The sequence below is a fragment of the Paraburkholderia tropica genome (genome assembly GCF_014171495.1).
GTDB lineage: Bacteria > Pseudomonadota > Gammaproteobacteria > Burkholderiales > Burkholderiaceae > Paraburkholderia > Paraburkholderia tropica.
In genome coordinates, this window is sequence record NZ_CP049136.1 from 249,145 (window position 1) to 267,900 (window position 18,756).

Sequence of the window (18,756 nt, forward strand, 5' to 3'; positions counted from 1 at the left end):
TATTGAGCACGGAACGATCCCCGATTCATTTCCATGCTAGCACTCGATGCATGGAAATGAGCCATTTCAAACCGATACGATGAATCGGTCAATATCCATCGGGCAGAAGCCGGCCTGAGCAACGCGCCCGGCCCCGGCTCTCTTATCGAAATCCTCACACACCGGCGTCGTTAGCAGCGCACCGTTTCGCGCGTTTCACGCGCTTGCCGCCGCCAAGCACGTTTCCGCACCGCCCGCATCCCCATCACGGTGCATCGTGCCTTTTATGCGGTGCACATCACGGCATCGCTCACGCTCGCGGTGCACGCGGCGTCCGCACCTTCTCGCCCCCCGCCTTGTGCAGCGGCGTTTCCAGCCGCTGGCACGCATCATGCTAATTGAACATCATTCAAGTTACTTGAATACGATTCCTGTCACTTTCACCACTCGCCACGGTCTTCCAGGGAACATCATGCATAAGTCAGTCCGCCGTTTCGTCCTCGCCCTGAGCGGCGTCTTCACGCTCGCCGCCGCCGCGCCCGTGCTCGCACAGGACGATCTGCTCGCGCGCATCAAATCGAACAAGGAAATCACGGTCGCGACCGAAGCACGTTACGCACCGTTCGAATATGTCGATAACGGCAAGATCGTCGGTTATGACGCCGACCTCATGGCCTATGTGCTCAAGTCGCTTCCCGACGTTAAGGTGAAGCAGCTCGATCTGCCGTTTCAGGGCCTGCTGCCGGGCCTCGACGCGAAGCGTTTCGACATCGTTGTGACCGCCGTCACCGTCAACAAGGATCGCGCCGATCACTTCGCCTTCACGCTGCCGGTGGCGGACGCCACGACGGGCGTGCTGCTGCGTGCGAACGAAAGCGCCATCAAATCGCCGAACGATCTGAACGGCAAGGTGGTCGGCTCGCAAACGGGTTCCGCGCAATTGCAGGCGCTCGTCGCGCTCGACAAGAAGCTCAAGGAAGCAGGCGGCCCCGGCATCAAGCAGATCAAGCAATACGTGTCGTTCGACGAAGCGTATGCGGACCTCGCGGTGGGCCGTCTCGACGCTGTTGCGCAATCGGTCGCGAATCTCGGGCCGCTGATGAAGTCGCGTCCGGGTGTGTTCACGCTGCTGCCGCAAACCATCGGCCCGAAGAGCTACTTCGCGTGGGTTGCACGCAAAGACGCAGACAGCGCCGCGCTGCTCAAGCTCTTTAGCGACGGCATCGCCCGCGCAAACAAGGACGGCACGATGAAGAAGCTGCAGGAGAAGTGGTTCGGCTCGACCATGGACGTGCCCGCTGACGCGCTGCCCGCTCCGACGCTTTAAGTCACGTTTCATCCCGCGTTTTCACCCACGATTTACCGGACCTCGCGCAACATGAACGCACCCGATCTGCTCACGCGCTGCGCCGGCTATCTGCCGCAGCTTCTCGACGGCGCGCTGACGACGCTCTGGCTGTCGGCTGTCGCCGTGGGCTGCGGCTTCTTCGTCGGTGTGTTCGTCTACACCATGTCGGTGAGCCACAGCCGCCTGTTGCGCGGCGTCGCACGCGTCTATGTGAGCGTGCTGCGCGGCACGCCGGTCCTTGCGCAATTGCTGGTGTTTTACTACGTGCCCTCGGCGCTCGGCATCGAACTGCCGGGCGTCGTGGCCGCCGCGATCGGGCTCTCGCTCAACACGGGCGCCTATCAATCGCAGATTCTCGGCGCGGGTTTTCGCGCCATCGCGCCCGGCCAGATCGAGGCCGCGCTCACCTTCAACCTCACGCGTCGCCAGGTGCTCTGGCATATCGAGGTGCCGCAGGTCGTGCGCGCCACGCTGCCCGCACTTGTTTCCGAAATGATCGACATCGTCAAGGCATCGGCGGTCGTCTCGGTGATCTCGGTGACGGACCTGATGCGCGTGGGTCAGCAACTCTCGTCGTCGAGTTATCGGCCGCTGGAAGTCTATTCGCTCGCGGCCGTCTTTTATCTGGCGATCACCTCGCTGCTCGCCTGCGCAGGCCATGTCTTCGCTCGCCGCACGGCGCGGCGCGCTTAAGTCTGCACCGATCGTCTGCACGGATGCCCCCATGGACTCGCTGATTGCCCTCGTTCCCCGCTTCGCCGCCGCCACGGCCGTCACGCTCGAAGTCAGCGTGCTCGCCGCGCTCATCGGCATGGTGGCCGGTTTCGCGCTCAATGCGCTGCGCCTCGCGTTCGGACGCGCCTTCGCGCTGCCGTATGGCGCATTCATCTGGCTGATTCGCGGCACGCCGTATCTCTCGCAACTCGTCATCGTCTATTTCGGATTGCCAATGATTGGCGTGACAATGAGCGCCGTGGAAGCCACCGTCGTTTCGCTCGCGCTCTACGCCAGCGCCTATTTTGCGGAGATTTTTCGCACGGCGTGGGCCAGCGTGCCGCGCGGCCAGCTCGAAGCGGCCGCCGCGTTCGGCGTGAGCCGGCGCGCCACGTTCCGCGCGATCGAACTGCCGCAGGCGCTCGCCTTCGCGCTGCCGCTCATCGCCAATCAAACGATTCTCGTGATCAAGGAAAGCGCGGTGGCGTCGATCATCACCGTGCCCGAACTGACGATGACGGCGAGCGACGTGGTCGCCTCGACCTATACGTATATCGGCCCGTACGCGCTGCTGATCGCGTGCTACTGGCTGCTGACCCAGGCCGTCTCGCTGCTCGCACAGCGCGCGACGGCACGCATTCCCTTTCTGCGAAAGACCTCATGAGCGCTCTTCCGATTCTCCAGCTGCGCGCCGTCGGCAAGTCATACGGCGCAAATCGCGTGCTCAAGGGCATCGACCTCGACATCATGCGCGGCGAAATCGTCACGCTGATCGGGCCGTCCGGCTCGGGCAAGACGACCGCCCTGCGCTGCATGAATTTTCTGGAAGCCTATGACGAAGGCGAAGTGTGGATCAAGGGCCAGCTGCTCGGCTATCGCTCCTCGGGCCGCACGCCGCGCGATCGTGACAGCGAAGCGAGCATCGCCGAGGTGCGCCGCCCCGTGGCCATGGTGTTTCAGCAATTCAATTTGTGGCCGCATATGAGCGTGCTCGACAACGTCGCCGCCCCGCTCGTGCTCGCGAAGAAAATGCCGAAGCGCGACGCCCGCGAGAAAGCGCGCAAGGCGCTCGAACGCGTGGGCATGGGCCACAAGGCCGACGCCTGGCCCGCGAGCCTCTCGGGCGGCCAGCAGCAGCGCGTGGGCATCGCGCGCGCGCTCGCCATCGAGCCGGAAGTGATGCTGCTCGACGAACCCACCTCGGCGCTCGATCCCGAACTCGTCGAAGAAGTGCTCAACGTGATCCGCTCGCTCGCGCAGGACGGCATGACGATGGTGATGGTCACGCACGAAATGAGTTTCGCCGCGAAGATCTCCGACAAGGTCGTGTTCATGGAAGCGGGCGCGATCGTCGAAGCGGGACCGCCCGCGCAACTGTTCGGCAACACGCGCACCCCGCGCCTGCAGCAGTTTCTCAAACCGTGGCTCGAACGCAGCCTGACGTTCGCCGCCGAACCCGCGCTCGCCGCGCAAGGAGCCGCATCGTGAACGCGCCGCATGAACTCGCGACCCGTGTCGCGCAGCACGTCGATGCCGAGCGTTTGCTCGCCGCCGTTGAAACGCTCGCGTCGTTCGGCGCGCGCGACGACGGCGGCGTGAACCGCCCCGCCCTGAGCGCCGACGATCTCGACGCGCGCCGTTATCTGATCGAGCGCGCGCATGCGCTCGGCTGCACGGTGTCCGTCGATGCGTGCGCGAATCTGTTCGTCCGGCGCGCGGGCACCGAAGCGCTCGCGCCCGTCGTCACCGGCAGCCATATCGACACGCAGCCTTCGGGCGGCAAGCTCGACGGCTGCTATGGCGTGCTCGCGGGTTTCGAAGTGCTCGAAGCGCTCAACGATGCGAACGCGCAAACGCGCCGTCCGCTCGAAGTCGCGATCTGGACCAACGAGGAAGGCACGCGATTCGCGCCGGGCGCGATGGGTTCAAGCGCGTTCGTCGAACCGGCGCGCATGGCGCGCTATCTCGACGCGCGCGATGCGCAAGGCGTGACGCTGCGCGAAGCGCTCGACGCCCATCAGCAGGCATTTCCCGAACTCGCCGCGCACGCAGCGCGCGAAGCCGCACACGCCTTCGTCGAATTGCATATCGAACAAGGCCCGCAACTCGAGAATGCGGACCTGCCGCTCGCGGTCGTCAGCGGCATTCAGGGCGTGCGCTGGTACGCGTTTCATTGCACCGGCGTGGCGGCCCACGCGGGCACCACGCCCATGCCGCTGCGCCGCGATGCGATGACGCTCGCGCTCGCGCTGCACGCCGAACTCGACGGCATCGCGCGCCGCCTGGGCGCGGAGCACACGCGCGTCACCTTCGGCCGCTGGAACGTCGAGCCGAATTCGATCAACACGATTCCTTCGAACGTGAGTTTCACGGTGGATTTCCGCCACCCCGACTCCACCGTGCTCGACGCCTTCGACGACGCCGTGCACGCGCTCGCGAAGCGCCACGAAGCACGCCTCGAAGCGCTGTTCTCGCACGCGCCCGTTGCTTTCGACGCGGCCGTGCTCGCGACGCTCGACGCCGCCTGCCAGGCGCTCGATGCGCCCGCCACGCGGCTCACGTCGGGCGCGTTTCACGACGCCATGTATCTCGCCGGCCATTGTCCGAGCGCGATGCTGTTCGTGCCGAGCATCGGCGGCATCAGCCATAACCCGGTCGAAGCCACGCATCCGCATCACCTCGTGCTGGGCGCCCGCGCGCTCGCCCACAGTTTGACCACGCTCTGCAATGCCTGAGCGATTGACCCACTTCACCCGCACCACACCAGGAGTCCCTATGAATTTCCCCGCATCCACCGCCACGCACGCCGACGACAACGGCACCGAGAACGGCATCAACGCCACGCTGCACGAGCCGATTTCGGCGGATGGCACGCCCGAGCTCGGCAAGACCTACACCGTCCCCGCGCGCTGCGGCCGCGCCGTGCGCGTGAAGGCGGGCCAAACCATTCGCATCGCGAATCCGCACGGCACGCAGGTCTGCGATACGTGGATCTTCAACGCGCAGCATCTGAACGAATTCCTCTCGTTCGAACACACGCGCGCGTATCTCGACAAGATCATTCCGCAGCCGGGCGATCCGCTCGTGACCAACCAGCGCCGCCCGATCGCCGAACTCGTGACCGACACCTCGCCCGGCGTGCACGACACGCTGATCGCCGCGTGCGATCTGTATCGCTATCGCAATCTCGGCGTGGAGGGGTATCACGACAATTGCGCCGACAATCTGCGTCTCGCGCTCAAGGCCATCGGTCTGCGCACGCGTGAAGTGCCGCAGCCGTTCAACCTGTGGATGAACATTCCCGTGAAGCCCGATTATTCGATCGACTGGCTGCCGCCCGTTTCGAAGGCCGGCGATTACGTGGAAATCAAGGCGGTGATGGATTGCGTGGTGGCGATGTCGGCGTGCCCGCAGGATATCATTCCGATCAACGCGCTCAACCCGCTCGAAGTCGAGTTCACGGTGTTCGCGTAACACACGCTATGCCGGTGATAGTGGCGACGTTGCCGTCGCCCTGATCTCTCCGATCGACGGAAACACACACGTGGCCAACGACAAACGTTCTTCCTCGACGGGCACCGCCCGTCCTTCCCGCGCGGGCACGAGTACGCGCGCCGCCGCCGGCGCCGTCGCCACTGCTGAGCCGGCGCAGAAAGCCGCTGTGAAAGCGGCCGCGAAAACCGCCCGCAAAACAGCGGTCAAAACGGCCACGGCCGCCGCGTCCACGGGCACCGACGGGCTCGGCACGCGACTGCGCCACGCGCGCCTCGTGCAGCAGATGACGCTCAAGGCGCTCGCGGAACAGGCGGGCTGCTCGGAGAGTCTGCTGTCGAAAGTCGAAGGCGGCCACGCCACGCCGTCGCTCGCCACGCTGCACCGGCTCGCGCTGGCGCTCGACACCAACGTCGCGGCGCTGGTCTCGGGTCCGGTTGCATCGGCCTCGCCGGTGCAGCGCGCGAGCGAGCGGCCCGCCGTGCGCTTTCCCGCTGCGCAGGGCGCGCGCGGGCGCTCGGCGCAACAGACGATCGTGCTCGAACGCCTCGTCGTGCCAGGACCGGGACGTCTGCTGCAAGGCGACATTCACGTGCTCGAACCGCAAGCGCGCAGCGACGAGCAGATCAGCCACGCAGGCGAGGAACTCGGCTACGTGCTCGATGGCGAACTCGAACTCACGCTCGGCGACGAGACCTGGCGTCTGCAGGCCGGCGACTCGTTCTACTTCCCGAGCACCGAGCCGCACAGCTATCGCAATCCCGGCGACACCGTCACGCGCGTCTTGTGGATCAACACGCCGCCGACCTTCTGAGCGCTTGCGCCGATGACCCAGACCGACCTCTCGCAGATGCAGATGCCGCGTTTCGCCGGCATTCCCACCTTCATGCGCGTGCCGTTCGCGCGCGACCCGCAGGACTACGACATCGCGCTCGCCGGCGTGCCCTACGACGGCGGCGTGACGGCACGGCCCGGCGCGCGCTTCGGCCCGCGCGAGATCCGCAATATGTCGACGATGATGCGCGCGATCCATCACGTCACGCGTTTCAATCCGTTCGAGGCGTGCCGCGTGGCCGATATCGGCGACGTGCCGTTCGAGCATCTTTACGACATCGAGCGCGCACATGCCGATATCCGCGCATTCTTCGAGCCCGTGTTTCGCGCCGGAAAACGCGCGCTGATTGCGGGCGGCGACCATTCGATTACCTTTCCGATCTTCCAGGCAATCGGTGCGGCACAGGCCGCAAAGACGCCGCTCGCGCTCGTGCATATCGATGCGCACACCGACACCTGGGACGCGTACAAAGGCTCCAAATTCACGCACGGCGCGCCCTTCCGGCGCGCGGTGGAAGCGGGCCTGCTCGATCCCACGCGCACGATCCAGATCGGCATACGCGGCGCGCAGAACACCGACGAAGGCTGGCGCTATTCGCTCGACCACGGCATGCGCGTGGTATTCATCGAGGAATTCGAGGCGCTCGGGCCTGCCGCGATCGCCGCCGAGGCCAGACGCATCGTGGGCGACATGCCGGTCTATCTTTCCCTCGACGTCGACGGACTGGACCCGGTCTTCACGCCTGGCACCGGCACGCCCGAAATCGGCGGCCTGACAACGCGCGAAACGCTGGCGCTGCTGCGCGGACTCGATGGCTTGAACTGGGTGGGCGGCGACGTGGTGGAAGTCTCGCCGCCTTACGATCCGTCAGGCAATACGGCGCTGGTTGCGGCCACACTGATGTACGAAATGCTATGTCTATTCGCGCGCGGCCACGCCACCGAAAGCGCCGACCACACTTGATTCACATCGGCCAGTTCAATTTATGAATGAATCTATTGCTGAATCCGCACTAATTACGATTTTTTGATGCCATACAATGGCGTCAACTGTTTTGAGTTTCAAACAGTTATCCACGCTTTGTAGCCCCGCCTGACCGGTGGGGCTTTTTTTCTGGCGCGAAGGTTCTCTTCTGCGTCTAAAACCCCTTGAAATGCGGCGTTAAATCACTTGCAGTGAGTGCCGCCTACGCTTTTTTCTTACCATTTATTTCATCGATTTCAATACGTTGGCTTAATCCGCGCCGCGGCGTCGCATACGTATTCGGATGAATTTTCTCTCCGTGTTGTCACAAATTTGCTACGGCTTTTTTAATTGCTTGCGCATCAATGAGAGCACGCGATAGCCTTCGCTTCTCGTTTCAAAAGCCGTACAACAACAACGGAGTTACAGATGAAATCACGCGCCCTTACTCTTGCAGCACTGGCCTCGTTCGGCATCGCCGGCGCCGCCCACGCTCAATCGAGCGTCTCGCTCTACGGTGTGATCGACACGTCGATCACCTACGTCAGCCACGCAGACGGCAGCAACAATCTGTGGGCCCTCGGCAACAGCAGCGCCGGCAACCTGTCGGGTTCGCGCTGGGGCGTGAAGGGTTCGGAAGATCTGGGCTCGGGCCTCAAGGCGATCTTCCAGCTCGAAAACGGTTTTAACCCGTCGACGGGTGGTCTGGGCCAAGGCAGCCGCATGTTCGGCCGTCAGGCATTCGTTGGCCTCGCCAGCGACCGCTTCGGTACGGTTACGCTCGGCCGCCAGTACGATCCGCTGATCGACCTGGTTCAAGGCATCACCGAAGACAACTACTTCGGTTCGGTGTTCGCAACCGCAGGCGACGTCGACAACTACGACAACAGCTTCCGCGTGAACAACGCAGTCAAGTACACCTCGCCGGTCTACCGTGGCCTGCAAGTGGAAACGATGTACTCGTTCGGCGGCGTCGCCGGCTCGACGGGTTCGGAGCAGTCGTACTCGGCAGCCGTTTCGTACACGAACGGCCCGCTGGCAGTCGCAGGCGGCTACTTCTACGCAGCCAACAGCGCAGGCGACCGCTCGACGTGGACGAGCACCTCGGACGGCACGTTCGACGGCGCGATCAACAACGGTTACCAGACCGCTCACTCGCTGCAGATCGCACGTATCGCCGCACAATACACGGTCGGTTCGTTCAACCTGGGCCTTGGCTACAGCAACGCGCAATACGCGGCTGATGCTGACTCGGCGTTCAACACCACGCAGAAGTACAACACGGCGCAAGGCTTCGTGAACTACCAGCTGAACCCGGCACTGCTGCTGGGCGTGGGCTACAGCTACACGCACGCAAGCGGCGACACGTCGGCGAACTACCACCAGATCTCGCTGGGCGGCGACTACAACCTGTCGAAGCGCACGGACATCTACCTGACGGCGGCTTACCAGCACGCGAGCGGCAACACGCGTGACGAAGACGGCAATGTCGTCGCAGCACAGGCTTCGATCGGCTCGTACGGTTACAGCGGCACGGGGTCGCAGACGATGGTCAACCTCGGCCTGCGTCACCGCTTCTAAGCGCATAGCCGACGATTGCGCCGGTTTGACCGGCCACTCGCGTCGTACCCGAACCGCCCGAAACGCCCCGCGTTTCGGGCGGTTTTGCATGATGGGCCCGATCGATGCGGGCTATACTCGACCGCTCGATGCCGTCGACCTTCGCCCGTTATGAGACTCGCCCTCGACCGCCGCACCGCGACCGCTCTGCTCGTCGCCGCCGTGTTCTTCATGGAAAACCTCGACGCCACCGTGATCGGCACCGCGCTGCCCATGATGGCGCGCGACTTCGGCACCGCTGCCGCACATCTGTCGATCGGCGTCTCCGCGTACCTCGTCGCGCTCACGGTGTTCATTCCGATCAGCGGCTGGATGGCCGACCGCTTTGGCGCGCGCAACGTGTTCTGCGCCGCCATCGTCATCTTCACGCTCGCCTCGCTGCTCTGCGCCGCGAGCGGCGATCTGGTTGCGTTCACCGCGGCGCGCACGCTGCAAGGCGTGGGCGGCGCGATGATGGTGCCGGTCGGCCGCCTCGTCGTGCTGCGCCATACGCCCAAGGAAGAGATCGTGCGCGCGATCGCGATCCTCACGTGGCCCGCGCTCGTCGCGCCCGTGCTCGGTCCGCCCGTCGGTGGCTGGATCAGCACGCACTGGAGCTGGCACTGGATCTTTCTGCTGAATCTGCCGCTCGGCATCGCGGCGCTGATCGCGGCCCTCGCGCTCGTCGACAACGAGAACGCGCGCCGCGCGCCGTTCGACGTGACCGGTTTCGTGCTCACGGGCGCGGGCTTCGGCCTCTTCATGTCGGGCCTCGAAGCGGCGAGCCGCGCGGATGTGTCGCGCTGGCTCGCGCTCGCCATGCTCGCGGCTGGCCTCGCACTGCTGGCGATTTCCGCGTTCCATCTCAAGCGCGCCGCGAATCCGCTCTTCGGTCTCGCACCGCTTTCCATCGCCACGTTTCGCGTAACGGCGCTCGGCGGCTCGCTGTTTCGCATCGCCATCGGCACGGCGCCGTTTCTGCTGCCGTTGATGTTTCAGCTCGCGTTCGGTTATAGCGCGGTTGAAGCGGGCACGTTATTGCTCTGGCTGTTCGCCGGCAATCTGGCGATGAAACCCGCGACCACGCGCATCATGAATACGTTCGGTTTTCGTCAGGTGCTGATCGGCAATGGCGTGCTGGTGGCGCTGGGCTTCGCCGCCTTCACGTTGCTGAATGCGGATACGCCGCGCTGGATCGTATGCGCGCTGCTATTCGTGAGCGGCATGACGCGCTCGATGCAGTTCACGGCGATGAACACCATCGGTTTCGCCGACGTGCCGCAAACGCAAATGAGCCATGCAACGACGCTCTTTTCGGTCCTGCAGCAGATGAATGCGGGGATGGGGATTGCGATTGGCGCGCTCGCGCTATCGGTCGCGCAATTGCTGCACGGCACGCCGCAGGCCACGCCGGGCGCCGCCGACTTTCATCTTGCGTTCGGCATGATCGCGGCCATGGCGGCGCTGGCGATCGTCGATAGCGTGATGCTCGCGCACGATGCGGGCGAACGTGTGCTCGCGCGCGAACGGTCCTAGCAGAAAGCTTGCGATCGAGGCATGAGGGAGCGCCTCATGCCTGAACGCGCACGCCCTATACAGAAGGCTTCAAATACGGATTGCCGCCTTCGTTTTCTCGACGCTGCGCCTTCACTTCCATACGCGCAATGCTTTGCAGATGCACTTCGTCCGGACCGTCGGCGAAACGCAGTGCGCGGCCCCACGTCCAGCTATCGGCGAGCGGCGTATCGGGCGTCAACCCCATCGCACCGAACAACTGCATCGCGCGATCGCACACGGCGGTATGCACGCCAGGCACCAGCGCCTTGATCATGGAGATTTCCTTGCGCGCGTCTTTTGCGCCCACATTGTCGATCATCCACGCGGTCTTCAACACGAACAGGCGCGCCTGATCGATTTCTATGCGCGACTTCGCAATCCATTCCGCGACCGTGCCGTGCTCGAGCAGCGTCTTGCCGAACGCGGTGCGCGACTGCGCGCGTTCGATCATCAATTCGAGCGCGAGTTCGGCTGCGCCAATCGAGCGCATGCAGTGGTGAATGCGGCCCGGCCCCAGACGCGCCTGCGCAAGCGCGAAACCACTGCCTTCCTCGCCGAGCAGATTCTCGCGCGGCACGCGCACGCCATTGAATTCGATCTCGCAGTGGCCTTCGGGCGCGACGTGATTCAGCACCGGAATATTACGGACAATCGTCACGCCCGGCGTGTCGCGCGGCACGAGAATCATGCTTTGCTGACGATGCGTAGGCGCGTCGACATCGGTCTTGCCCATCAGGATAAACAGCTGGCAATTCGGATGCGCCGCATTCGTGATAAACCATTTTCGACCGTCGATCACATAATCGTTGCCCTCGCGCCGGATCGACGTCGTGATATTCGTGGCATCCGACGACGCCACCGCCGGCTCCGTCATCGCAAACGCCGAGCGGATCTTGCCGTCGAGCAGCGGCTCGAGCCACTGCTTGCGCTGCGCGGGCGTGGCGAACATATGGAGCAATTCCATATTGCCCGTGTCCGGCGCATTGCAGTTAAAGACTTCCGACGCCCACGACACGCGCCCCATGATTTCCGCGAGCGGCGCGTATTCCAGATTCGTGAGCCGCGTGCCCGGTTCGTCGTCGCGCAGATGCGGCAAGAACAGATTCCAGAGGCCTTCCGAGCGCGCCTTATCTTTGAGCGCCTCCATGAATGAAACCGGATATTTTCCGGCATTCACTTCCTCGTGCCATTGATGAATGCGCGGCACGATATGCGCGTCCATGAATGCGCGCAATTGCGTGCGCAGCGCGTCGACTTTCGGGCTAAAGGCAAAATCCATTTCATTCTCCTTGCGGGGCTGACATGCCGCAACCGGCTCAGATCGTCTGTCCGCCATCGACAACGATGCATTCGCCGGTCGTAAAGCTCGCGGCGTCCGACACCAGATAGAGCACGGTTCCGGCCATTTCGCGCGGCTCGGCATGACGGCGCAGCGGAATCGTTTTCAAGAAGCCTTCATAGAGCGCCTGATTGTCGAACAGCGCGCCGGCGAAACGCGTTTTCGTCAGCCCTGGCAGCAAAGCATTCACGCGAATGCCGAGTGGCCCGCATTCCTTGGCGAACGCGCGCGTCATGTTGACGATGGCAGCCTTCGTGATCGAATAGACCGCTTGCTTGTCGCCGGGCTGCAGCGCATTCACCGACGCCGTATTGACGATCGCGCCACCGCCGTTTTCGCGCATCATCTTGCCGGCCTCGACCGACATAAAGAAATAGCCGCGTAGATTGACTTCGACGGTTTTCTCGAATGAAGCCAGATCGGTATCGAGAATATGGCCGTAATACGGATTGGTCGCGGCGTTGTTCACGAGAATATCGAGCCGGCCATGTTTTGCGCGAATATGCTCGAAGATTGCGTGAATATCGTCCATTCGGCCCACATGGCACGGATACGCCTCGGCGCTGCCGCCCGCCTCGCGAATCGCACGGGCCACCGTTTCGCAGTCGTCGCGCTTGCGGCTCGACACGATCACATGCGCGCCCTGTTCCGCGAACAGGCGCGCGATTTCTTCGCCGATACCGCGGCTCGCGCCGGTCACCAGCGCGATCTTTCCCGTCAAGTCGAAGAGATTCGTCGTCACACTTCACCTCGATGATTGTTAATGGATACGTTCCGTGGCGCAACGCCGACGCGAATCAGCCGTAAGTCACGAACTCGCGCCGGTCGGTCTGCTCCAGATGCGGCAAGACGTTGAAGCTCACGAGCGACATGGCCTGTTCGTTGAACACATACTGGCTCACGCTGCTATTGCGGATCTGCATATTGAGCGCAATGGAGGCGGCGGCAGGCGCCTGCAGGATTTGCTGCGTGAATACGGAAATGGGTCCGCCCGAACTCACGACCAGCACGCGTTTGCGGCCCATGCGCTGAATCGCCTGACGCGCGCGTTCGACACGCGCCTGAAACTGCGCCCAGCTTTCGGGCAGCTTGCCGGGCAAGCGGTCTTCCGACCAGAGATGCAGCGTCTGTTTGAGGGCTTTGTAGAAGTCTTTGGGCGAACTTTCTGGCGCGGCATCAGACGTAGACGCGCTTTGTTCGCGCGCCGCAAACAATGCGCGAAAATCGTATTCGTTGAGGTCGGCGTCGCGCACGACGTCGGTGCGCAGTCCGCGCATGGCCCAGAGAATCGCGTCGGCGGTCTGCTCGTGGCGACGCATCGTACCGATCACCACGCGGTCGAATTCCAGCGCCTGCTGTGCGAAATACTCGCCGAGCCAGCGCGATTGCGTGCGCCCGGAAGGAGAAAGCTCGTCGTAGTTTTCAGCGCCGAACGACGCCTGTCCGTGCCGCACCAGATAGAGTTCCGCCATGCCATCCTCGTCTGAACATGGCAGTCACGATACCGGCCCGCGAGGCATTCAGGAAATTTATTCTATTTATACCGGCTCATAACCATTGGTGACACCATGGCGCATCACCGTGCGTCGAAAATCAGGGTTTTCGCGAGCGCATGAGTCGGCCGATCTGCTCACGCAGCCAGCGATGCGCGGGATCACCGGACACGCTGCGATGCCAGTATCCATGCGACTCGAGTTCCGGCAATTCAAACGGCAAGGCGAGAATACGCGCGTCGTAGCGGCGCAAAAGTGCGAGCGGCGCGGTCAATACGAGGTCGGTGCGCATGGCGATCAGCGGGGCGACCAGATAATGCTGCACGCGGGTTTGAATCGTGCGCCGCAAACCGAGTTTGTTCAATTCCGTATCGACGAGACCCGGCCCCTGCCTGCGGCTGGACACGTGAATATGGCCGAGCTGCAGATAATCGTCGAGCGTGAGTTTTTTCTTCGTGAACGGATGCTCCTTGCGCAGCAGACACGCATAACGGTCTTGGCCCAGCGCCTGCTGTTCGAGTTGCGGATCGTCGATCAGCGGCGCATCGATCGCGAGATTCACCGCACCGCTCGCCAGCGCCTCAGGCACTTCGCGGCGCGTGGTGAAATAACTTTCGATGCGGATGCCCGGCGCCTGACGTTGCAGCACTTCTTCGAGCGCAGGCAACAGCAAGGCCTCGGTGAGATCGTTCATGCTCAGGCGGAACGTGCGCTGCGACGTGGCCGGATCGAATTGCTCGCCCGCATGCGTGCTCGAATCGAGCAATTGCAGCGCCTCGCGCACGCGTCCGATGATGTTTTCGGAGACTGGCGTCGGCATCATGCCCGCGGACGTGCTCACGAAGAGCTGATCGCCGAAGGTTTTGCGCATGCGCGCGAGCGCATTGCTCACGGCAGGCTGCGTGATGAAAAGCAGTTCCGCCGCGCGCGTGAGATTGCGCGTGCGATAGACGGCTTCGAAAACAATGAAGAGATTGAGGTCGATCTTCGTCAGACTCATGGGTGCAAACTCAGGGGCTCAGCCTCGTAGACGGTTTTATTCGGGCTCGCACGAGACTAACCGGCACGGCGCGCTGCCGTCAATCGCACCGCACTATTCCACTCACTGCAGATACGCGGGCCACAACAACGGCACAAGCAGCACGTTGATCACGAGCGCCGCGAGCGAAGCGGGCAAACCAACGCGAAAGAACTCGCCGAAACGATAGCCGCCCGCCGTGCTCACCAGCGAATTCACAGGCGTGGAAACCGGCGACATATACGCCGCCGAAGCGGCCACGGCCACCGTCATCGCAAACGGATACGGCGACGCGTGCAAATGCGCGGCCATCGCAATCACCACGGGCGCCATCAGCACGGCGGTCGCCGTACTCGAAATGACGATGCCCACCACCAGCGTCAGCACGAAAATCGCTGCAAGCAAGCCATGCACGCCCCAGCCGCCCGCAATGCGCAGCACCGCATCGGCGGCCATGTCGATACCGCCGGTGCTTTGCAGCGCGATCGAAAACGGCAACATGCCGACGATCAGCACGAGGCTGCGCCAATGAATCGCGCGATAGGCGCTGTCGAGACTCACGCAGCCCAAGGCGCCCATCAGCAGGCAGCCGATCAGGCCCGCAAGCACATTCGGCACCCACGGCGTGAGCAGCAACGCGATCACCAGCGCCATACAGGCAATCGCGTGTGGCGCCTTGTGCGGCACGGGCACGAAAGCCTCGCTTTCCACCGGCATCGCGAGACAGACGATGTCGCGCTCGACCGAATCCATCGTGAAGAGACTGAGCCACGGCCCGACCACCAGCAGCGTGTCGCCGACCTTGATCTTGCTGGTTTGCAGGCTGCGCGCGAGCGGCGCGTCGCCGCGCCGCAAACCCACCACGGTCACGCCGTGACGACGCAGCGCCACCGAACTGCGCGGCACGCTGCCGACGAGATTCGAATCGGGCGGCACGATCACTTCCGCCATGCCCACGTCATGCGTCTGATCCGTGAAATACGCACCCGACATGCGCATCGGCACCAATGCGAAACGCGTGCAGAACGCCTGCACGTCGAAGTCCTCTTTCTCCACGTCAAGCAACAAGACGTCGTTGGGCGCCACATTGCTGTCCGAAGTCGCGAGCAGCACCGTCGTGCCCATACGCGCGCGGCGCTCGATGGCGACCACGTGCGCGTCGGGATTATCGTCGAGCCCGCATTCGCCGAGCGTCTGCCCCACCAGCACGGAATGCGCGCGCACGCGCAAACGAAACGCGCGCCCTTCGAGCGAATAGCGCTGCACCCAGTCGTTGATCGTCGGGCGCACGAGCGTCGTGCCGCGTTCCGCACCGCGCAAATGGCGCTTCGCGAACAGCATCCACGCAATGCAGGCGAGCAGGATCGGCACGCCAACAGGCGTGATTTCGAAGAAGCCAAAACCGTGATGGCCGCGATGCACGAGCGCGCTGTTCACGACCAGATTCGACGTGGTCGCAACGAGCGTGAGCATGCCGCTCGTCAGCGCCGCCATGCTCATCGGCATGAGCAGACGCGCGCGCGACACGCCCGATTGACGCGCGATGCGCAATACGATGGGAATGAAGATCGCGACGATGGCCGTCGAACTCATCACCGAGCCCATCAAGCCGACCACCGCCATGATCAGCACCACGAGCCGCTTTTCGTTCGAGCCGCCGCGCGCAATCAGATAGTCGCCCACGCGCTGCGCGACGCCGGTACGCACTAGTCCGTCGCCGAGCACGAACAGCGCCGCGATCAGCACGATATTGGCGTCGGAGAACCCCGCCAGCGCCTCGGGCACGGTGATCACGCCCGCCAGCGGCAGCACGACGATCATGATGAGCGCCACGGCATCCGCGCGCGGACGGCCGATCAGGAACATCGCGATGGCGCTCGCGAGACTGCCAACGGTAATCAGGAGTTCGGTGGACACGTTAAGCGCGAGGCGAGTCGAGTTTGGCCGGTCTGTCGCTGCTTCGCGGAGTGTGCCGGATTATCGCGGCGCGTGAATCGAATGGTAGTAAGTAATTGTTTTAGCGGGAGATTTCAGGCGATTAAAAAGTCTGGAGAAAAGCTGGCCGTTCAATACCACGGCACGTCTTTCAAGGTCGCGCCCGTGATGCCGACGATGAAGTCGAGAAACGCCCGCACTTTCGCGGACGGCAAACGCCGCGACGGATAAAGCGCGTAAAGCGGAAAGCGCTCGTCGGGCCAGTCGGGAAACAGATCGACGAGTTTGCCGCTGTCGAACAGCGGCTGCGTGCCGAGCGCCATGATCTGCGCAATGCCGTGGCCCGCCAGACACGCGCCGTGCATGGTCGAGACATCGTTCACCATCAGCCGTCCGCGCGCCGCAATCACGAGTTTCTTGCGCGGCCGGTGAAACTCCCACACGAACGGCCGCCCCGTTTCCGGGTCGCGATAGTGAATGCACTGATGCGGTTCGCGTTCGAGATCTGCGGGTTTGAGCGGGCGTCCGCGCTTCTTCAGATAAGCCGGCGACGCCGCCGTGACGATGCGCGTGTCCAGCAGCTTGCGCGCAATGAGCGTCGACGGACGCGGCACGCCGAAGCGCACCGCGAGATCGAAACCGTCGGCCACCATATCGCCGAGCGCGTCGCGCGTGAAGAGATCGACGTCGAGTTCGGGATAACGCTCGATGAACTGGCCGATGCACGGACTCAGCACGATCTTCGAAAAGAACGGATCGACATTCACGCGCAGCCGCCCGCGCACTGCGCTCGCCCCACCTGCCGCCGCCGACGCCGCGTCTTCGAGTCCGTCGAGCAGCGGCACCACTTGCGCGTAGAACCGGCGCCCTTCGTCGGTCAGCGTGACGGTGCGCGTGGTGCGATCGAACAGGCGGATGCCGAGCCGCGCTTCGAGCCGCGCGACCGAGCGGCTCACGCCCGATTGCGACATGTCGAGGCGCTCGGCCGCGCCCGCGAAACTGCCGCTGTCGACGATGGCCGTCATCACGCCCATGCCGTTGAGTATGCGTTCGTCGAAAGACATCGTGAATCTCCTGCCACGCTCGTCGTGGATTGATGCCATTGTGTCATGAGTCCCATGCCTTCCATGTCATGGTGTAACGCACACGCCGCGCCCACAATTCGAAGCGTCGAACACTTTCCTCGCACCACTGAACGGGAGCATGCAGATGTACGCCATTACGGGAATCACAGGTCAGGTTGGCGGCGCACTCGCGCGCACGCTGATCGCCCAGCAACAAGCGGTGCGCGCGGTCGTGCGCAGCGCCGAAAAAGGCGCGTCGTGGGCGGCGCAAGGCTGCGAAATCGCGCTCGCCGATATGAACGACGCCAACGCACTGCGCCACGCATTCGAAGGCGCGCGCGGCGTATTCGTGTTGCTGCCGCCGGTTTTCGATCCTTCGCCCGATTTCGCAGAATCGAAGCGCACGATCGAGGCGCTGCGCGTGGCGTTGAGCGCGGCGCGACCGGAACGCGTGGTCGTACTGTCGACCATCGGCGCCCAGGCGCGCGAATCGAATCTGCTCACGCAGCTCGGCCTGATGGAGACCACGTTGCACACGCTGCCCTCGCCGGTCGCCTTTCTACGCGCGGCGTGGTTCTACGAGAATGCCGCGTGGGATGTCCAGCCCGCACGCGAATCGGGCACGATCGCGAGCTTCCTGCAACCGCTCGACAAACCTGTGCCGATGGTCGCGACCGAGGATATCGGGCGTGTCGCGGCGCAGTTGCTGCAGGAAACGTGGGACGGCGCGCGCGTGGTCGAACTCGAAGGTCCACGCCGCGTGACGCCGAACGAGATCGCCGCCGCCTTCGCGCAAGTGCTGGGTCAACCGGTGCGCGCGCACGGCGTACCGCGTGAAAGTTGGGAAGCGCAATTTCGCGCCCAGGGCATGCTCAATCCACTGCCGCGCATGCGCATGCTCGACGGCTTTAACGAGGGCTGGATCAAATTCGAAGCCCCGATTCAAGCGTGGAGAGGCCGTGTGACATTGCAATCCGTCATTCAACGCCTTTGCGAGCGCGATCAATTAGCGTGACTTCGATCTTCTTACATTTCACAACGCGCGCCCCATCTCGTCGAATTGCGCAATGATGCAATTCATTCCCTTATTTTTGCTCAGATAGCAATAATCAGAGGAATTCGCGGCATTTCATGTAGCGGAAAACACCAATTGCAAACCTCAATGCGTTATCGTGCCCAAATTTGATACGATGCGCGTGAGGCGGATGGCGCTCGTGTTCGCTCACCCGGCGTCCGCCTGTTCAACCCGTTTCAACGAAAGGAGTTCCGCCATGTGGACCAAGCCCGCTTATACCGACCTGCGTCTCGGTTTTGAAATCACGATGTACATCTCGAACCGTTAATTCGCAGCATCGACGGTCACGATAGCCCCGGCCCGCCGGGGCTTTTTCTCTTGACGCGCTTGACACGCACAGCGGCG

At 63.3% G+C, this 18,756-nt stretch carries 18 protein-coding genes; 12 read left to right on the forward strand and 6 right to left on the reverse strand.

Annotation, left to right across the window (positions count from 1 at the left end):
• Positions 1-451: 451 nt before the first annotated feature.
• The 10 genes from G5S35_RS24655 (at position 452) to G5S35_RS24700 (ending at position 10,466) form a co-directional block, all read left to right on the forward strand.
• Positions 452-1,306, forward strand: coding sequence for a transporter substrate-binding domain-containing protein (locus tag G5S35_RS24655; RefSeq protein ID WP_065059727.1), 855 nt, complete (start codon positions 452-454; stop codon positions 1,304-1,306).
• Positions 1,307-1,357: 51 nt separating this feature from the next.
• Positions 1,358-2,020: an amino acid ABC transporter permease gene (locus tag G5S35_RS24660; protein WP_065059728.1), complete on the forward strand. Its 663-nt coding sequence runs from the start codon at positions 1,358-1,360 to the stop codon at positions 2,018-2,020.
• A 31-nt stretch (positions 2,021-2,051) separates the two neighbouring features.
• On the forward strand, positions 2,052-2,705 hold the full coding sequence (locus G5S35_RS24665) for an amino acid ABC transporter permease (protein WP_065059729.1): 654 nt from the start codon (positions 2,052-2,054) through the stop codon (positions 2,703-2,705).
• On the forward strand, positions 2,702-3,529 hold the full coding sequence (locus G5S35_RS24670; protein WP_065059730.1) for an amino acid ABC transporter ATP-binding protein: 828 nt from the start codon (positions 2,702-2,704) through the stop codon (positions 3,527-3,529). The genes G5S35_RS24665 and G5S35_RS24670 overlap by 4 nt, the downstream gene beginning before the upstream one ends.
• Positions 3,526-4,776 carry a M20 family metallo-hydrolase gene (locus G5S35_RS24675; protein ID WP_183039818.1) on the forward strand — a complete coding sequence of 417 codons (1,251 nt, stop codon included), beginning with the start codon at positions 3,526-3,528 and terminating at the stop codon, positions 4,774-4,776. The genes G5S35_RS24670 and G5S35_RS24675 overlap by 4 nt, the downstream gene beginning before the upstream one ends.
• A gap of 40 nt (positions 4,777-4,816) precedes the next feature.
• Positions 4,817-5,515, forward strand: coding sequence for a DUF1989 domain-containing protein (locus G5S35_RS24680; RefSeq protein WP_110327700.1), 699 nt, complete (start codon positions 4,817-4,819; stop codon positions 5,513-5,515).
• 304 nt (positions 5,516-5,819) lie between these two features.
• On the forward strand, positions 5,820-6,347 hold the full coding sequence (locus G5S35_RS24685; RefSeq protein ID WP_065059849.1) for a helix-turn-helix domain-containing protein: 528 nt from the start codon (positions 5,820-5,822) through the stop codon (positions 6,345-6,347).
• A 12-nt stretch (positions 6,348-6,359) separates the two neighbouring features.
• On the forward strand, positions 6,360-7,331 hold the full coding sequence (speB, locus tag G5S35_RS24690) for an agmatinase (RefSeq protein ID WP_074985321.1): 972 nt from the start codon (positions 6,360-6,362) through the stop codon (positions 7,329-7,331).
• Positions 7,332-7,760: 429 nt separating this feature from the next.
• Positions 7,761-8,912, forward strand: a complete 1,152-nt coding sequence (locus tag G5S35_RS24695) for a porin (RefSeq protein ID WP_065059734.1) — start codon at positions 7,761-7,763, stop codon at positions 8,910-8,912.
• Positions 8,913-9,062: 150 nt separating this feature from the next.
• Positions 9,063-10,466 (forward strand): DHA2 family efflux MFS transporter permease subunit, encoded by a 1,404-nt coding sequence (locus G5S35_RS24700; RefSeq protein ID WP_183039819.1) that lies wholly within the window; start codon positions 9,063-9,065, stop codon positions 10,464-10,466.
• Between the two features lie 55 nt (positions 10,467-10,521).
• On the opposite strand, the gene G5S35_RS24705 is transcribed toward G5S35_RS24700, so the two are convergent.
• The 6 genes from G5S35_RS24705 to G5S35_RS24730 form a co-directional block, all read right to left on the reverse strand.
• Positions 10,522-11,766 carry an acyl-CoA dehydrogenase family protein gene (locus G5S35_RS24705; RefSeq protein ID WP_183039820.1) on the reverse strand — a complete coding sequence of 415 codons (1,245 nt, stop codon included), beginning with the start codon at positions 11,764-11,766 and terminating at the stop codon, positions 10,522-10,524.
• A gap of 37 nt (positions 11,767-11,803) precedes the next feature.
• Positions 11,804-12,568: an SDR family oxidoreductase gene (locus G5S35_RS24710; RefSeq protein ID WP_065059737.1), complete on the reverse strand. Its 765-nt coding sequence runs from the start codon at positions 12,566-12,568 to the stop codon at positions 11,804-11,806.
• Between the two features lie 55 nt (positions 12,569-12,623).
• Complete coding sequence (locus G5S35_RS24715; protein ID WP_074985327.1) at positions 12,624-13,298, reverse strand: histidine phosphatase family protein; 675 nt, start codon at positions 13,296-13,298, stop codon at positions 12,624-12,626.
• 121 nt (positions 13,299-13,419) lie between these two features.
• A complete protein-coding gene (locus G5S35_RS24720) occupies positions 13,420-14,319 on the reverse strand; it encodes a LysR family transcriptional regulator (protein ID WP_183039821.1) in 900 nt (299 codons plus the stop codon).
• Positions 14,320-14,421: 102 nt separating this feature from the next.
• Positions 14,422-16,254 carry an SLC13 family permease gene (locus tag G5S35_RS24725; RefSeq protein ID WP_074985330.1) on the reverse strand — a complete coding sequence of 611 codons (1,833 nt, stop codon included), beginning with the start codon at positions 16,252-16,254 and terminating at the stop codon, positions 14,422-14,424.
• A gap of 149 nt (positions 16,255-16,403) precedes the next feature.
• Positions 16,404-17,336, reverse strand: coding sequence for a LysR family transcriptional regulator (locus G5S35_RS24730; protein ID WP_074985331.1), 933 nt, complete (start codon positions 17,334-17,336; stop codon positions 16,404-16,406).
• Between the two features lie 145 nt (positions 17,337-17,481).
• On the opposite strand from G5S35_RS24730, the gene G5S35_RS24735 reads away from it, so the two are divergent.
• Together G5S35_RS24735 and pqqA are read left to right on the forward strand one after the other, a co-directional pair.
• On the forward strand, positions 17,482-18,351 hold the full coding sequence (locus tag G5S35_RS24735) for an NmrA family NAD(P)-binding protein (protein ID WP_183039822.1): 870 nt from the start codon (positions 17,482-17,484) through the stop codon (positions 18,349-18,351).
• Between the two features lie 256 nt (positions 18,352-18,607).
• Positions 18,608-18,679 carry a pyrroloquinoline quinone precursor peptide PqqA gene (gene pqqA, locus G5S35_RS24740; RefSeq protein ID WP_110327818.1) on the forward strand — a complete coding sequence of 24 codons (72 nt, stop codon included), beginning with the start codon at positions 18,608-18,610 and terminating at the stop codon, positions 18,677-18,679.
• The last annotated feature ends 77 nt before the right edge of the window (positions 18,680-18,756 follow it).

Excerpts from the sequence above, each read along its gene's own strand:
- G5S35_RS24735 (WP_183039822.1), top strand. The coding sequence starts at position 17,482 with ATGTACGCCATTACGGGAATCACAGGTCAGGTTGGCGGCGCACTCGCG.
- G5S35_RS24705 (WP_183039820.1), bottom strand. The coding sequence starts at position 11,766 with ATGGATTTTGCCTTTAGCCCGAAAGTCGACGCGCTGCGCACGCAATTG.
- G5S35_RS24685 (WP_065059849.1), top strand. The coding sequence starts at position 5,820 with ATGACGCTCAAGGCGCTCGCGGAACAGGCGGGCTGCTCGGAGAGTCTG.
- G5S35_RS24720 (WP_183039821.1), bottom strand. The coding sequence starts at position 14,319 with ATGAGTCTGACGAAGATCGACCTCAATCTCTTCATTGTTTTCGAAGCC.
- G5S35_RS24700 (WP_183039819.1), top strand. The coding sequence starts at position 9,063 with ATGAGACTCGCCCTCGACCGCCGCACCGCGACCGCTCTGCTCGTCGCC.
- G5S35_RS24680 (WP_110327700.1), top strand. The coding sequence starts at position 4,817 with ATGAATTTCCCCGCATCCACCGCCACGCACGCCGACGACAACGGCACC.
- G5S35_RS24655 (WP_065059727.1), top strand. The coding sequence starts at position 452 with ATGCATAAGTCAGTCCGCCGTTTCGTCCTCGCCCTGAGCGGCGTCTTC.
- G5S35_RS24730 (WP_074985331.1), bottom strand. The coding sequence starts at position 17,336 with ATGTCTTTCGACGAACGCATACTCAACGGCATGGGCGTGATGACGGCC.
- G5S35_RS24660 (WP_065059728.1), top strand. The coding sequence starts at position 1,358 with ATGAACGCACCCGATCTGCTCACGCGCTGCGCCGGCTATCTGCCGCAG.
- G5S35_RS24670 (WP_065059730.1), top strand. The coding sequence starts at position 2,702 with ATGAGCGCTCTTCCGATTCTCCAGCTGCGCGCCGTCGGCAAGTCATAC.
- G5S35_RS24715 (WP_074985327.1), bottom strand. The coding sequence starts at position 13,298 with ATGGCGGAACTCTATCTGGTGCGGCACGGACAGGCGTCGTTCGGCGCT.
- G5S35_RS24695 (WP_065059734.1), top strand. The coding sequence starts at position 7,761 with ATGAAATCACGCGCCCTTACTCTTGCAGCACTGGCCTCGTTCGGCATC.
- speB (WP_074985321.1), top strand. The coding sequence starts at position 6,360 with ATGACCCAGACCGACCTCTCGCAGATGCAGATGCCGCGTTTCGCCGGC.
- G5S35_RS24665 (WP_065059729.1), top strand. The coding sequence starts at position 2,052 with ATGGACTCGCTGATTGCCCTCGTTCCCCGCTTCGCCGCCGCCACGGCC.